A 15,572-nucleotide genomic window follows, 5' to 3' on the forward strand; every position below is an offset into this window, starting at 1 on the left:
CGGATCGCGTCCGAGACGCGGGGTCCGGCACGCGCTCCTCCGTCTTGCAGCCGGACGCACCGGACCCTCTCACCCGGGCTGCAAGGCACCGCTGTCCTCCTTCGACCTGGTCCGCCGGGCAGGCGCTAGCCCCGCGCCGCCCCCTCCATCTGCCGGCGCAGGCTGAGCGGTCGCATGTCGGTCCAGACGGTGCCGATGTGGGCCAGGCACTCGCTCCGGCTGCCCTCGGTGCCCTCGGCATGCCAGCCGAGCGGCAGCTCGCGGTCGGCGAGCCAGACGGAGTACTGCTCCTCGTCGTTGCGGACGACGCGGTAGGTGCGCTCGTCGGTGTCTTCCTCGGCCACGGCGGGCCCTCCCTCGGATGAACTGCCGCGTCACGAACCTCACGTGACCGGTGGCGGCGCCGCAGAGCCTGCCGCAGCAGCCCCCTTCGACCCCAGAGAAGGAGGCGCAGTCACCGTGGCGCCGACCCTGCCGATGTGACTGCCGGTTGTTCTCTCGGAGCGGCGACGGCCTGCCAGCGACGCTGAGGTGCATGACTGCGAACTCCTCCATCCGGACCGCGCCGCCCGAGCGCGCCCAGGAGCGCGACGTGAGCTCCGCGCTGCCCCTGACGCTGTCCGCCGAGTCCCCCGGTACGCCCCTGTCCGCATACCTGTCGGCCGCCCGACCGCTCGTCCGCGGCCGGCTGCTCGAACACGGCGCGGTGCTGCTGCGCGGCTTCGACGTCGGCGGTGTGGACGGCTTCGAGGCCGCGGTCCGGGCGGTGTCCGGCACACCGCTGCCCTACGCGGAGCGGTCCTCGCCGCGGAGCACCATCAAGGGGCAGGTGTACACCTCGACCGACTATCCGCCGGACGAGGAGATCTTCCTCCACAACGAGAACTCCTACCAGGCGGACTGGCCGCTGAAGCTCTTCTTCCACTGCGTGCAGCCGCCGGACACCCTGGGCGCGACCCCGCTCGCCGACACCCGCCGGGTGTACCGGGCGATCGACCCGTCCGTCCGGGAGGAGTTCGCCGCCCGGGACTGGATGGTGGTGCGCAACTTCTCCGACGGCTTCGGCGTGCCGTGGCAGCAGGCTTTCAACACGGCCGACCGCGGCGAGGTCGAGGCGTACTGCGCCCGCAACGGCGTGGAGACCGAGTGGACGGCGAACGGCCTGCGGACCCGTGCGCGCCGCCGGGCGGTGCACCGGCACCCGGTGACCGGCGAGACGGTCTGGTTCAACCACCTCACCTTCTTCCACGTGACCACGCTGGCCGAGGAGGTGTGCGGCGCGCTGCGGGAGATGTACGACGACGCGCAGCTGCCGACCAACACCTACTACGGCGACGGGCGGCCGATCCCGGACGAGGTCGTCGCACACCTGCGGTCCTGCTACCGCGCCGAGCAACGCCGCTTCGACTGGCAGCGGGACGACGTGCTCCTCGTGGACAACATGCTGGCGGCGCACGCCCGCGAACCGTTCACCGGACCGCGCCGGATCGCCGTGGCGATGGCCGAGCCCTGCTCGGCGGCCGTGCGGTCCGCCACGTACCCGGAGGTGACCGATGTCCGCCGATGACAGCGGCCTGCCGCTCTCGTACGCCCAGGAACAGCTCTGGTTCCTCGACCAGCTCCGCTCCGGTGCCTCCACCGAGTACCTGATGTGCGAGGCGTTCCGCATCCGCGGCCCCCTCGACACGCAGGTGCTGGAGGCGGCGTTCACCGAGATCTCGGCACGCCACGAGGTGCTGCGCACCCGCTACGGCACCGGGCGAGGCGCCGGCGCGCAGTTCGTGGCCGAGCCCGGCCCGGTGCGGCTCGTCCGGGTGGACCTGACGGGCACGGCGCCGGCGGACCGCGAGGCGCGCGTGCGCGAGCTGCACGCGGCCGAGCTGCGCACGCCGATCGACCTGCGCACCGCGGCCCCCTGGCGGCTGACCCTGGTCCGGTTCGCCGAGGAGGACGCCGCCCTGCTGGTGACGGTCCACCACATCGCCTTCGACGGATGGTCCTGGGGCGTCCTCGCCCGGGAACTGCACGAGCTGTGCACCGCGTTCGCGGCCGGCCGGCCCTCGCCGCTCGACCCGGTACCGGTGCAGTACGCGGACTTCGCGCAGTGGCAGCGCGACACCTGGGCGGCCGCACCCGCGCGGGCCGAGCAGCGGCGCGGATACTGGCGGGAGCGGCTGGCGGGCCTGGAGCCGCTGGAGCTGCCCGCCGACCGCCGGCGTCCCACGCACTGGGACGCGGCCGGGGACAGCGTCGCGTTCACGGTGCCCAGGGAGCTGGCCGGGCGGCTGGCGGTGCTCGGCCGGGACGCCGGCGCGACCCCGTTCATGGTGCACCTGGCCGCGTTCCAGCTGCTGCTCGCGCGCTGGTCCGGCCGCACCGACGTGGCGGTCGGCGTGTCCGTCTCGGACCGTGACGAGGTCGAACTGGAGCCGCTGGTCGGCCTGTTCCTCAACACCGTGGTGCTGCGCTCCGACCTGTCCGGCCACGGCTCGTTCCTCGACCTGCTGGCGCGGGTCCGGGAGACCACCCTGGACGCCTACGAGCACCAGGACGTGCCGTTCGGCTGGGTGGTGGCCGACCTCGCGCCCGAGCGGGACCCTTCCCGCAACCCGGTGTTCCAGGTCGGCTTCGCGCTGCACAACGCCGAGCGCCGCCCGCTGCGGCTGCCCGGACTCGACGTCGCCAAGGTCGAACCGGCCACCGATCACTCCGCCTTCGACCTGTCGCTGCACCTGTCCGAACTCCAGGACGGCTCGATCGCGGCCCGGCTCATCTTCCCCACCGCGCTGTTCGACCGCGCGCGGATCGAGCGGATGGCGGCGAGCCTGCTACGGCTGCTCACCGGCATCGCCGAGCACCCGGACGCCCCCGCGGACGCGTTGGAGACCGTCCCCGCCGAGCAACTGGCGTCCTTCGAGCGCTGGAACCGCACCGAGACCGAGCGGCCGCGGCAGTCGCTCGCCGAACTGTTCTTCGCCCAGGCCCTGGCCACCCCGGACGCGGTGGCCGTGGTGTCCGGCGAGCGGGAGACCCGCTACGCCGACCTCGTCGAACAGGTACGGCTGCTGGCCGGGCTGCTGCGCTCGCGCGGCGTGGGCCCGGAGAGCGCGGTGGGCGTCGCGCTGCACCGCGGCACCGACCTGGTCGCCACCGTTCTCGCCGTGCTCACCGCGGGCGGCGTGTACGTGCCGCTGGCCCCGGAACACCCGGCGGAGCGGCTGGCCCACCTGATCGGCGATGCCGAAGTGACCCTGCTGGTCACCGAGGAGGCGCTGTCCGGACGGCTGCCGGACCACCCGAACACCCTCGTCCTCGACGCCGTCCGGCCCCCGGAGTCCGAGCAGGCTCCGCCCCTCGAACCGGAGGGCGCGGCCGGCACGCGGGCCGCGTACGTGATGTACACCTCCGGTTCGACCGGCCGGCCCAAAGGTGTCGTCGTGCCCGAAGCCGCGATCCGAAACCGCGTGCTCTGGTCGGTGGAGCGCTACGGCCTGGGCCCCGGCGACCGGGTGCTTCAGAAGACCACCATAGGTTTCGACGCCGCGCTGTGGGAGTTCCTCTCCCCGCTGGTGTGCGGGGCCGCGGTGGTGACGGGCCCCCAGGACGCCCACCGCGACCCGGCGGTGATGGTCCGTGCCGTGGCCGAGCACCGGGTCACCGTGCTCCAGGGCGTGCCCTCGATGCTGCGCCTGCTGCTGGAGGAGCCGGCCCTGGCCGACTGCGCCTCACTGCGCCTGCTGTGCTCGGCGGGCGAGCCGCTGCCCGCCGACCTGGCCGACCGGCTGCGCCGCACCCTCGACGCCGAGGTCGTCAACACCTACGGCCCCACCGAGTGCGCCGTGGACGCCACCGCCTGGCACTTCGACCCGGACGAGCCCGGCGACCTGGTGCCCATCGGCCTGCCGCTGCCCAATGTGCGCACCTACGTGGTGGACCCCGAAGGCCGTCAGGTGCCCGTCGGGGTGACCGGCGAGCTGCACGTCGGCGGCCTCGGACTCGCCCGCGGCTACGCGGGTCGGGGCGACCTCACCGCGGACCGGTTCGTCCCCGACCCGGACGCGGCCGTGCCCGGCGCGCGCCGGTACCGCACCGGCGATCTGGTGCGGCGCCGCGCGGACGGCCCGCTGGAGTACGTCGGGCGCGTCGACGACCAGGTCAAGATCGGCGGAGTGCGGATCGAGCCCGGCGAGATCGAGGTCCTGCTGTCGGCCCATCCGTCGGTGGCCGCCGCCGTGGTGGCCGTGCAGCGGTCCGACGCGGGCGACGCGCGGCTGACCGCGTACGCGGTGCCCGCCGCGGGGGAGCGGATCGATCCGGAGGCGCTGCGAGTCCACCTGGCCGCCACGCTGCCGGAGGCGATGCTGCCGTCCGCCGTCGTCGGACTCGACGAGCTTCCCCTCACGCCGAACGGAAAGGTCGATCGCCGCCGGCTGTCGGCCGTCGCCGAACCCGGCCGGCCCGCCGCCGAGGACCGGCAGGGCCCGCGCACCCCGGCCGAGGAGGCCGTCGCCACGCTGATGGCCGAGATCCTGGGCGTCGAACGGGTCGGCGCCCAGGACGACTTCTTCCTGCTGGGCGGCCACTCCCTGCTCGCGATCAGGCTCGTGCTGCGGCTGCGGCGCGCCTTCGGTACCGAACTGACCGTCGGCGAGCTGTTCCAGGCGAGGACGGTCGCCGCGCTGGCCGCCCGGCTCACCGAGGCCGGCGCCGGCACCGGTGAGCCGGCCCCGGACACCGATCCGGACGCCGTCCGGCCCGCGGGCCGGGACCGCCCGCTGCCGCTCTCGTTCGGCCAGCAGCGGATGTGGTTCCTCGACCAGCTGGAGCCCGGGACCCATGAGTACGTCGTCCCGCTGGCGCTGCGGCTGACCGGACCGCTCGACACCGCCGCGCTGCGCCACGCCCTGGACGCGCTGTCCGCACGGCACGAGATCCTGCGGACCAGGTACCGCTCCGAGGGCGGCGAGCCCGTCCAGGTCGTCGACCTCGCCGGGACGGTGGACTTCACCCTGACCGATCTGACGGGCGCGCCCGACGCCGGGCCACGGGCCCGGGCCCTGGTGGACGAGCTGGCCCGCCGGCCGTTCGACCTCGAACACGGACACCCGCTGCGGGCGACCCTGATCCGCACCGCTCCCGAGGACCACCTCCTCGTGCTGACCCTGCACCACATCGCCTTCGACGCCTGGTCGACCAACGTCTACCTGCGCGACCTCGACCTCTCCTACCGGGCCTTCACCGCGGGCGATCCGTCACCGCTCACCCCGCAGCCGGTGCGCTACGCCGACTTCGCGGTGTGGCAGCGCGAGCAGCAGCGGGCCGGCCGGCTGGACCCCCAGCTCGCCTACTGGCGCGACCGCCTGGAAGGACTCACGCCCGTCGAACTGCCCACCGACCGGGTCCGCTCGGCGGTCCGCGACGCCCGCGGCGACAACGTCGTCGTCGAGGTCGCGCCGGAAGTGGCCCGGGCCGTCACCGAACTGGCCGGCCGGCACGGCGCGACCCCGTTCATGGTGACGCTCGCCGCGTTCCAGGTGCTGCTGCGGCGCTGGACCGGCCGCGACGACCTCGCGGTGGGGACCCCGGTCGCCGGCCGGACCCGCCAGGAGACGGAGGACCTGGTCGGGTTCTTCACCAACAATCTGGTGATCCGCAGCGATCTCGGCGGCAACCCGGCCTTCGGCGACCTGCTGGAGCAGGTCCGCCGCACGGTGCTCGACGCCTTCGCCCACCAGGACGTGCCGTTCGAGCACCTGGTCGACGCGCTGCAACCGGAGCGGGACCTCTCCCGCAACCCGCTGTTCCAGATCATGTTCGAACACCAGCACCTGGCGGGCGTCCCCGACCGGCTCGGCGCGGCCGCCATGGAACCGGTCCGGGCCGGACTGGAGACCGCCAAGTTCGACCTCACCGTGACCGTCAAGGAGCGCGGCGGGCGCATGTACTGCTGGTTCGAGTACGCCACCGCGCTCTTCGACCGGGAGACCGTCGAACGGATGGCGGGCCACTACCTGACCCTGATCGCCAGTGTGACGGCCGCCCCCGGCGCGCGGATCGGCGACCTCGGCATGCTCACCGAGGACGAGCGGCAGCGCGCCCTCACCACCTGGGCCGACCCGGAGTCCGCACGGGCCGCGGTGCTCGACCCGGCCGACGAACACGGTCTTTGCGTACCGGAGCTGTTCGCCCGGCAGGTCCGGCGGGCCCCGGACGCCATCGCCGTGGTCTTCGGCGACCAGCAGGTCAGCTACGCCGAACTCGACGCGCTCTCCGACCGGTTCGCCGCCCGCCTGCGCTCCCTCGGGGTCACCGCCGAGACGGTCGTCGGCTCCTGCCTGGAGCGCGGCGTCGAGGCGGTGGTGGTCCTGCTCGCCGTACTGAAGGCCGGCGGCGTCTACGTGCCGTTCGACCCCGGGCACCCCGCCGAGCGGCTGGAGCTCATGCTCGCCGACGCCGGCCCGGAACTCGTCGTCACCACCCGCGCGTTCGCCGACCGCCTGACCGGAGCCCACCGGGTGGTCCTGGCCGACGCCGACGCCCGGGACGAACCCGTCCCGGCCCCGGCGGGCCCGGCGCCCCTCCCGGCCCGGCCGCGCAACCTCGCCTATGTCATCTACACCTCCGGCTCGACCGGCCGCCCCAAGGGCGTGATGATCGAGCACCGTGCGTACGCCCACCACTGCCGGGTGATCGCCGACGCGTACGGCATCGTCCCCGGCGAACGGGTGGCGCTGCTGTCCGCCCTCACCTTCGACGTGGCGATGGACCAGACCGCGGCCACCCTGGTGGCCGGCGCCACCGTCGTCGTCGCCGACCCGGTGTTCTGGACCCCGGACGAACTGCCCGCCCGGCTCGCCGAGCACGGCGTCACCGTCCTGGAGATCACCCCGTCCTACTACCGGGCCGTCCTGGAATCGCCCGACCTGCACCTGCTGGACTCGCTGAAGCTGATGAACGTCGGCAGCGACGTGGTCACCGCGCTGGACGCGCGGCGCTGGTCCGAAACCGGCCTGCCCGCCCGCTTCCTGTGCAACTACGGACCCACCGAGGCCACCGTCACCTGCCTGCTGCATCCCGTTCCCGAGGCGTCGGCGGAGGGCGACGCCGCCCGTGCCCTGCCGCTCGGCCGGCCCGTGCCCGGCACCCGGGCCTACATCCTGGACGCCGACCTGCGACCCGTCCCCGTCGGCGTCCCCGGCGAGCTGTACCTCGGCGGCGTCCGGCTGGCCCGCGGCTACCACCGGCGGCCGGACCTCACCGCGGAGCGGTTCGTGCCCGACCCCTTCGCCACCGAGCCCGGCGGGCGGCTCTACCGGACCGGCGACCTGACCCGCCACCGCCCCGACGGCACCATCGAGTTCCTCGGCCGGATCGACCACCAGGTCAAGGTCCGCGGCCTGCGCATCGAACTCGGCGAGATCGAGACGGCCCTCGCCCGGCACCCCGCTCTCCAGGAGGCGGTGGTCACCGCCCCGCAGACGGCTCCCGGTGAACGCCGGCTGGCCGCCTACCTGGTGGCGCGTCCCGGCAGCCCGATGCCCGACGTGGCCGAGCTGCGCGCGCACCTGGGCGCGCTGCTGCCCGAGTACATGATCCCCTCCGTGTGGGTGCCGCTCGACGCGTTCCCGCTGACGGCCAGCAAGAAGATCGACCGCAAGGCCCTGCCGGACGCCTCGGCCGCCCTGACCGGCGGCGCCCGCGAACACCTCGCCCCGCGCGACCCCGCCGAGGAGGCCGTCGCCGCGATCTGGTCCGAGGTCCTCGGCCAGGAGCGGATCGGCGCCCACGACGATTTCTTCGCCCTGGGCGGGCACTCACTGCTCGCCACCCGGGTGCTGGCCCGGCTCCGCGAGACGTTCGCCGTCGAGCTGCCCCTGCGCCTGCTGTTCGAGGCCACCACCGTGGCCCGGCTCTCCCAGGCGGTGTCCGAGGCCGTGGAGGCCGACGTCGCCGCGCTCTCCGACCAAGAAGTGGCGGGTCTGCTCGCCGAGGAAGGCCTGCGATGACCGACACCAGGGACCGCGCGCACCTGAGGCAGGAACTGCTCCGCCTGCGCCTCGCCGGACGGGCCGCCCCGGCCCCGGCGGACGGCATCGCACGCGCGCCGCGCGGCGGCCCGCTCCCGCTGTCCTTCGCCCAGCGCCGTCTGTGGATCCTCGACCGGCTCCAGCCCGGCGGCACCGAGTACCTGATGACCGTGGCGCTCAGGCTGCGCGGCCCTCTCGACCGGGCCGCGCTGCGTACCGCGCTGGACGGGATCCTCCACCGGCACGAGGTGCTGCGGACCCGCTATCCGGTGGCCGACGGCGAGCCCGTGCAGATCGTCGACGAGCCGGGGAGCGTCCCCCTCGTCGAGGAGGACCTCGGCGCACTCGACCGGGCGGCCGCGGACGCCCGGATCGCCGCCCTGGCCACCGGCGCGCGCCGGCCGGTCGACCTCGCCGAGGGCCCGGTGTTCTCCGCCGTGCTGGCCCGGACGGCAGCGCAGGAGCACGTCCTCCTGCTCACCGTCCACCACATCGCCTGTGACGGGCGGTCCGAGGACGTCCTCGTCCGCGAACTCGCGGAACGCTACGCCGACGCGGTCGCCGGGCGCCCCACCCGCTCGCCCGAGCCGCAGGTGCAGTACGCCGACTTCGCCCTCTGGCAGCGCGAACGGCTCTCCGGTGCGGCGCTGCGCCGCCCGCTGGACCACTGGCGCGAGCGGCTGGCCGGGCTGCCGCCCCTGGAACTGCCCACCGACCGTCCCCGTCCCGCCGTACGCGACTCGGCGGGCGGGCTGGCGCCGCTCGCCGTGCCGGCCGGCACCGCCCGGCGGCTGACGGCGCTCGCGCGGGAGCACGGCGCCACCCCCTTCATGGCGCTGCTGGCGGCGCACGCCGTGCTGCTGGGCCGCTGGAGCGGCCGGCGCGACGTCGCCGTCGGCTTCCCGGTGGCCGGGCGCGACCGCGCGCAGCTCGAGGACGTGGTCGGCCTCTTCCTCAACACGCTGGTGCTGCGGGTCGACCTGGCCGCAGCGCCGTCGTTCGCGGACCTGGTGCGGCAGGTCCGCGAACGCGCCCTCGACGCCTACGCCCACCAGGAGCTGCCCTTCGAGCGGCTGGTCGAGGAGCTGGCACCGGAGCGGGACCCGTCCCGGACGCCGCTGTTCTCCTCCATGCTGCTGTGGCAGGACGCGGCCGGTTCGCCGGCGCCGGCGAAGATGGGCCCGCTGACGGCCGAGCGGCTGCCGGTCGGCGAGAGCAGCGCCAAGTTCGACCTCACCGTGGGGCTCGCCGAGCAGCCGGACGGCTCGCTGTCCGGCGGCGTCAACTACGCCTCGGCGCTGTTCGACCCGGCGACGGCCGAACGGTTCGCCGCGCAGTTCGCCCGCCTGCTGGAGAGCGCGGTCGCCTCGCCCGGCACCCCGGTGGACGAACTGGAGATCCTGCCCGCGGCGGAGCGCGACCGCCAGCTCGTCGACTGGAACGCGACCGGCCGGCCCTACCCGGCCGGCACCCTCGTGCAGCTGTTCGAGGCCCAGGTCGCCCGCACCCCCGACGCCGAGGCGGTGCGCCACGAGGGCGTCGGCCTCGGCTACCGGGACCTGGACGAGCGGGCCGGCCTGCTCGCCCAGCACCTGCGTACCCTCGGCGTCGGACCCGAGTCCGTGGTCGGCGTCTGCCTGCACCGCGGCACCGACCTCGTGGTGGCGCTGCTGGCGGTGCTCAAGGCCGGCGGCGCCTACCTGCCGCTCGACCCGGACTACCCGGCCGACCGGCTCGCCCTCATGCTGGAGGACTCCGGCGCCCGCGCCGTGATCACCGACCCCGGACTCGCCCCCCAGGTGCGCGACCGCGCGCCGCACCTGGTCGACATCACCGCGGACATCCCCCGCGCCCGCGCCCACCCCCCGGCCGTCGCGGCGTCCCCCGAGCACCCGGCGTACCTGATCTACACGTCGGGCTCCACCGGCCGCCCCAAGGGCGTGCTGGTCGAACACCGGGCCATCGTCAACCGGCTGCACTGGATGCAGGAGGCCTACGGTCTCGGCGCCGACGACCGGGTGCTCCAGAAGACGCCCTACAGTTTCGACGTCTCGGTGTGGGAGTTCTTCTGGCCGCTGATCACCGGCGCCACCCTGGTGCTCGCCCGCCCCGGCGGCCACCGCGACCCGGCCTACCTGGCCGGGCTGATCGGCACCGAGGCGATCACCACCGTCCACTTCGTACCGTCGATGCTGCGGGCCTTCCTCGCCGGGCCGCTGCCGGCCCTGCCCTCGCTGCTGCGCGTGGTGTGCAGCGGCGAGGCGCTCCCCGCCGACCTGGTCACCGCCGTGCACGAGCGGATCGGCTGCGAGCTGCACAACCTGTACGGACCGACCGAGGCCGCCGTGGACGTCACCGCGACCCGGTGCGAGCCGGGCCTCCCCGTCACCATCGGCCGCCCGATCGCCAACACCCGCACCTACATCCTGGACGACGCCCTGCGGCCGGTGCCGATCGGCGTGCCGGGCGAACTCCTGCTCGGCGGCGTCCAGCTGGCCCGCGGCTACCTGAACCGTCCGGCGCTCACCGCCGACCGCTTCGTGCCCGACCCCTTCGCCACCGAGCCCGGCGGCCGGCTGTACCGCACCGGCGACCTGGCCCGGTACCGCGCGGACGGCGCCATCGAGTACCTGGGCCGGCTCGACCACCAGGTGAAGATCCGCGGCCAGCGGGTCGAACTCGGCGAGATCGAGGCGGTGCTGGCCGAGGTGCCCGGCGTCGCGGCCGCGGCCGTCGCCGTGCACGACGAACAACTCGTGGGATACCTGGTGCCGCTCTCGGCCGACGTCGAGGCGGCCCGCGAGCACCTGCGCGGGCGGCTGCCGGAACACATGCGGCCCGTGCACTGGACCCTGCTGGAGACCCTGCCCCTGACGCCCAGCGGCAAGACCGACCGCACGGCGCTGCCCGCACCCGACCGGACGCGCTCCGGCCTCGTCGGCGCGTTCACCGCCCCGAGCACGGCGATCGAGCGGACCCTCGCGGACGCGTTCGCCACGGCCCTGGGCGTCGACGAGGTCGGGGTGCACGACGGCTTCTTCCAGCTCGGCGGGGACTCCATGCGCGCCATCCGGGCCGTCGGAGCCCTGCGCGACCACGGGCTCGACCTCACCGTGCAGGACGTCTTCGCCCGGCAGACCGTCGCCGAACTGGCCCCGGTGGCGGCCGCCCGGCCGGCCGCCGAGCCCCAGGAGACCACCCTGACCGGCCGGTTCGAGCTGCTCGCCCCGGGCGACCGGGACCGGCTCCCGGAGGGACTGGCCGACGCCTACCCCATGGGCCAGGTTCAGGTGGGCATGGTCTACGAGATGCTCGCCGACCCCGAGCGCAACACCTACCTCAACGTCAGCACCTTCCAGATCCTGGACGAGGGCCCGTTCTCCGCCGAGGCGTTCACCGGCGCGGTCCGCCTGCTGATCGAACGGCACGAGATCCTCCGCACCTCGTTCGACCTCACCGGGTACTCCGAACCGCTCCAGCTCGTGCACCCCGCCGACGGCATCGAGGTGACGACCGGCGTCACCGACCTGCGTGGTCTGCCGGCCGCGGAACAGCGGGCGCGGGTGCGGGACTTCCGCGCCCGGGCCCAGCGCACCCCGTTCGACATCGGCCGCGCCCCGCTGCTGCGGTACCACGCCCACCTGATCGGCGACCGGGAGTGGCTGCTGACCCACGTCGAGTGCCACGCCGTCCTGGACGGCTGGAGCCACCACTCGGTCATCGGCGAGCTGCGCACCCTCTACCGCGAACTGTCCCGGGGCGCCGCCACCCCGCCCGCGGCCCCGCCACGCGTCCGCTACGCCGACTTCGTCGAGCTGGAGAAGCGAGCCCTGGCCTCGTCGGCGGACCGGGAGTTCTGGCGGGAGCGGATCACCGGCCACGACCGGCTCCGGCTGCCCGCCGACGGCGCCCTCGCCGAGGCGGACTCGCCGGCCCCGGAGGTGCGGCTGCCCTGGGCGCACCTGGAGCCCCGGCTGCGCCGGCTCGCCGCCGACACCCGGACGTCGCTCAAGAGCGTCCTGTACACCGCCCACCTGAAGGTGCTCGGCCTGATCAGCGGCCAGCACCGGTTCTTCGCCGGCGCCGTCACCAACGGCCGGCCCGAACTGCCGGGCGGCGACCGGGTGCGCGGTATGTACCTCAACACGGTCCCGTTCGCCGTCGACCTGCGGGCGCGGAGCTGGCGCGAGCTGGTGCGGTCGGTGTTCGCCGAGGAACTGGCGCTGTGGCCGCACCGGCGCTATCCGTTGCCCGCGATGCAGCGCGCATGGGGCGGCGGCGAACCGCTCGTCGAGGTGGTCTTCGCGTACCTGGACTTCCACGTGCTCGACGGGCAGCGCGCGGACATCGGCACGGTCGACGACCACAGCCCGAACGAGTTCACCCTCGACGTATGGACCTTCCCCGGTGAGCTGCGGATGACCTGCCGGCCCGGCTGGGCCGGCCAAGAGCGGCTGGCGGCCATCGGCGACGCCTTCCTCGGCGTCCTCACCGCGATGGCCGACGACGCCGACGCGGACCCGCGCGGCTTCCGGGCTCCCGGCCTGGAGCAGACCGACGGGACGCCGGCCGGCAGCCGGCCACTGCCCGAGGTCTGCGTGCCCGAACTGATCGCCGCCCGCGGTCGCCCCGACGCGACCGCGCTGGAGGACGGCCGGCGCGCGCTCACCTACCGGGAACTCGACGCCTGTTCCAACCGGCTGGCCCACCTGCTGCGCGGGCTCGGCATCGGCCCGGAGCAGCCGGTCGCGCTCTGTCTGGACCGCGGCATCGAGGCTGTGGTCGCCATGCTCGCCGTCCTCAAGGCCGGCGGGTACTACGTACCGCTCGACCCCGGTTACCCGGACGCCCGCATCGGCTACGTTCTGGACGACGTCCGTGCCGGGGTGGTCCTGTGCCGCCCGCAGGACACCGGCCGCCTGGCCGGGTTCGCCGGCCTCCGCAGCGTCCCCCTGGACGCCGGGTGGGCCGTCCTCGACGGGCTGCCCGAAACCCCCGTCGACGCGGGCACGGTCCCCGACAACCTGGCGTACGTCACCTACACCTCGGGCTCCACCGGCCGGCCCAAAGGCGTGCAGGTCACGCACCGGGGCATCGTCCGGCTGGTGCACGACCCGAACTACGCCGACCTCGACCCGGACCAGGTGCTGCTCCTGCACGCGCCGCTCGCCTTCGACGCGTCCACGCTGGAGGTGTGGGGAGCGCTGGCCAACGGCGCCCGGCTCGCCGTCTGCCCGCCCGGGGCGACCACGGCCGACGAACTGGCCGAGGTGGTCCGCCGGCACGGCGTGACGCTGCTGTGGCTCACCGCCGGCCTGTTCCAGCACATGGTGGAGACCCGCCCGGAGCTGCTGGCCGAGGTACGTCAGGTGCTCGCCGGCGGCGACGCGCTCTCGCCCTCGCACGTACGCACCGCCCTGGCCCACAAGGTGGCGCTGACCAACGGCTACGGCCCCACGGAGTGCACCACCTTCAGCACCGCGCTGCGCGGAGTGACCGAGGCCGACGCCGACCGGGGTGTGCCGATCGGCACACCGATCACCGACACCCGGGTGCTGGTGGTCGACGAGGACCTCGACCCGGTGCCGGTCGGGGTGCCCGGCGAACTCCTGGTCGGCGGCCCCGGACTCGCCCGCGGCTACCTGGGCCGCCCCGATCTGACCGCGGACCGCTTCGTGCCGGACCCCTCCGGGAGCGTCCCCGGGGCGCGCCTGTACCGCACCGGCGACATCGCCCGTCGCGACGCCGACGGCACGCTGTCCTTCATCGGACGGCGCGACGGCCAGGTGAAGATCCGCGGTCACCGGGTCGAGCTCGCCGAGGTGGAGGCCGCGCTCGGCGGCCTCCCGTCCGTCCGGGCGGCGGCGGCCGCGGTGCATCCGGGACCGGACGGCCACAAGCGGCTGGCCGGCTACGTCGTCCTCGAACCCGGGCACGGTCCGCTGGACGTCGCCGCGCTGCGCGAGCAGTTGCGGCGCCAGGTGCCCGACCACCTGGTGCCCGGCGCCTGGGTGGAGCTGGCCGCCCTCCCGCTCACCGCCAACGGGAAGATCGACCGCGCCGCGCTGCCCGAGCCCGCCGGGCCCGCCCCGACAGCGGCCCATACCGCCCCGCGCACACCCACCGAGCGGGCCGTGGCCGAGGTCTGGGGCGAGGTGCTCGGTGTGCAGCGGGTCGGTGCCGACGACGACTTCCACGTCCTCGGCGGGCACTCGCTGGCGATCCTGCGGATCATCGCCCTGCTGCGCGAACGGCACGGCATCGAGCTGACCGTCCGGTCGTTCCTGGAGCGCCCCACCGTGGCGGGTCTCGCCGCGGCCGCCGAGGACGGCACGCCGGCGGCCCGGTCACTGGTGTGGCTGCGGCGCGAGGGCACCCGGCCGCCGCTGTTCTGCGTGCACCCAGGGGGCGGCAGCGCCCACTGGTACCGCCCCCTCGTCCCGTACCTCGACCCCGACCAGCCGGTCGCGGCCTTCGGCTGGCCCGGCCTACAGGCCGAGCGCGGCCCCGTCCCCTCGACGGAACAGATGGCGGACCGCTACCTGGCCGAGTTGCGGGCCGAGGCACCGCACGGGCCGTACCGGTTGTTCGGCTGGTGCGGCGGCAGCGGCATCGCGAGTGAGCTGGCGCACCGGCTCACGGCCGAGGGCGAGGAGGTCACCTTCATCCTGCTCGACCCCGGCCTGGACAACCACGAGCGGACCGAGCTGTGGCGGGAGTACTGGCTGATCGAGAGCTGTGTGGCGAAGCTGACCGAGCTGGCCGCCGCGCCGTCCGGGCAGGACACCTCGGCGCTGCGGGCGGAGGCCCTGGCACTGCTCGAACACCTGGTGGACGACGTCGATCCGGAGGTCGGGATCACGCTGCCGGAACACGGCGCCGGCGAGGTCTGGCTGCCCTCCGCGAAGATGTGGCGCGAGGTCATGGAGATGTGCCTGACCTACCGGCACCGCCCGTACCCGGGCCGGCTGCACCTGATCGCCAGCGACGAACTGGCCGACGGCGAGCACGAGGTGGCCTCCGGGCAGACGTTCCCCGACTACCTCGCCCGGTGGCGCGAGCTCACCGGGGACGTGACACTGCACCGGATCCCCGGTGACCACTTCGGCGTGCTGAGGCCGCCGCACCTCGGCCGGCTCGCCGAGACCGTCACCGCCGTCCTCGGCGGCGGGGGCACGGAGAACGCCGGCTGACGCGGCCGGGCGGGACGGCCGGGAGGGCGGGGGCGCGCTGGGCGCCCCCGCCCTCCGGTGCGTCACGGACCGGATCGCGGTCGGCGCCGGAGGGCAGGATCACGCCGCGCACCGGACCGGCCGTGACGACCGGCCTGCGTCCGTGCGAACGACCCCGTTCCGCTGCCGCTCAGGCCGGGCCGGGCCGGGCCGGGCGGCAGACTCCCGACCGGGTTGTCGGCATCCAGGCGGGCGCACCGGCCACCGCGTCGCCCGGCCCGGCACACGTGACCTCGGCCGTCCCCCGGCCCGGCTCGGCCGTCCCCCCACCCGGCCCGGACGTCCCCCTCACCGACTGCCGGGCTCCACACGC

4 protein-coding genes are annotated in these 15,572 nt (G+C 74.8%); 3 read left to right on the plus strand and 1 reads right to left on the minus strand.

Annotated elements, in window-relative coordinates; genetic code table 11:
* Nucleotides 1-125 precede the first annotated feature (125 nt).
* Nucleotides 126-344 carry an MbtH family protein gene (locus Saso_RS07825; protein WP_181809641.1) on the minus strand — a complete coding sequence of 73 codons (219 nt, stop codon included), beginning with the start codon at nucleotides 342-344 and terminating at the stop codon, nucleotides 126-128.
* A gap of 191 nt (nucleotides 345-535) precedes the next feature.
* Here Saso_RS07825 and Saso_RS07830 point away from each other — a divergent pair, with 191 nt between their 5' ends.
* The 3 genes from Saso_RS07830 to Saso_RS07840 are packed head-to-tail and all read left to right on the plus strand — an operon-like array spanning nucleotide 536 to nucleotide 15,220.
* Entirely contained in the window at nucleotides 536-1,567 is a 1,032-nt protein-coding gene (locus Saso_RS07830) for a TauD/TfdA family dioxygenase (protein ID WP_189928341.1), read from the plus strand.
* Nucleotides 1,554-8,006, plus strand: coding sequence for a non-ribosomal peptide synthetase (locus Saso_RS07835; protein ID WP_189928339.1), 6,453 nt, complete (start codon nucleotides 1,554-1,556; stop codon nucleotides 8,004-8,006). Before Saso_RS07830 ends, Saso_RS07835 begins: the two co-directional genes overlap by 14 nt.
* Nucleotides 8,003-15,220 carry a non-ribosomal peptide synthetase gene (locus tag Saso_RS07840; protein ID WP_189928337.1) on the plus strand — a complete coding sequence of 2,406 codons (7,218 nt, stop codon included), beginning with the start codon at nucleotides 8,003-8,005 and terminating at the stop codon, nucleotides 15,218-15,220. Before Saso_RS07835 ends, Saso_RS07840 begins: the two co-directional genes overlap by 4 nt.
* Nucleotides 15,221-15,572 lie beyond the last annotated feature (352 nt).

Origin of the sequence: Streptomyces asoensis (assembly GCF_016860545.1) — a bacterium.
Lineage (GTDB): Bacteria > Actinomycetota > Actinomycetes > Streptomycetales > Streptomycetaceae > Streptomyces > Streptomyces asoensis.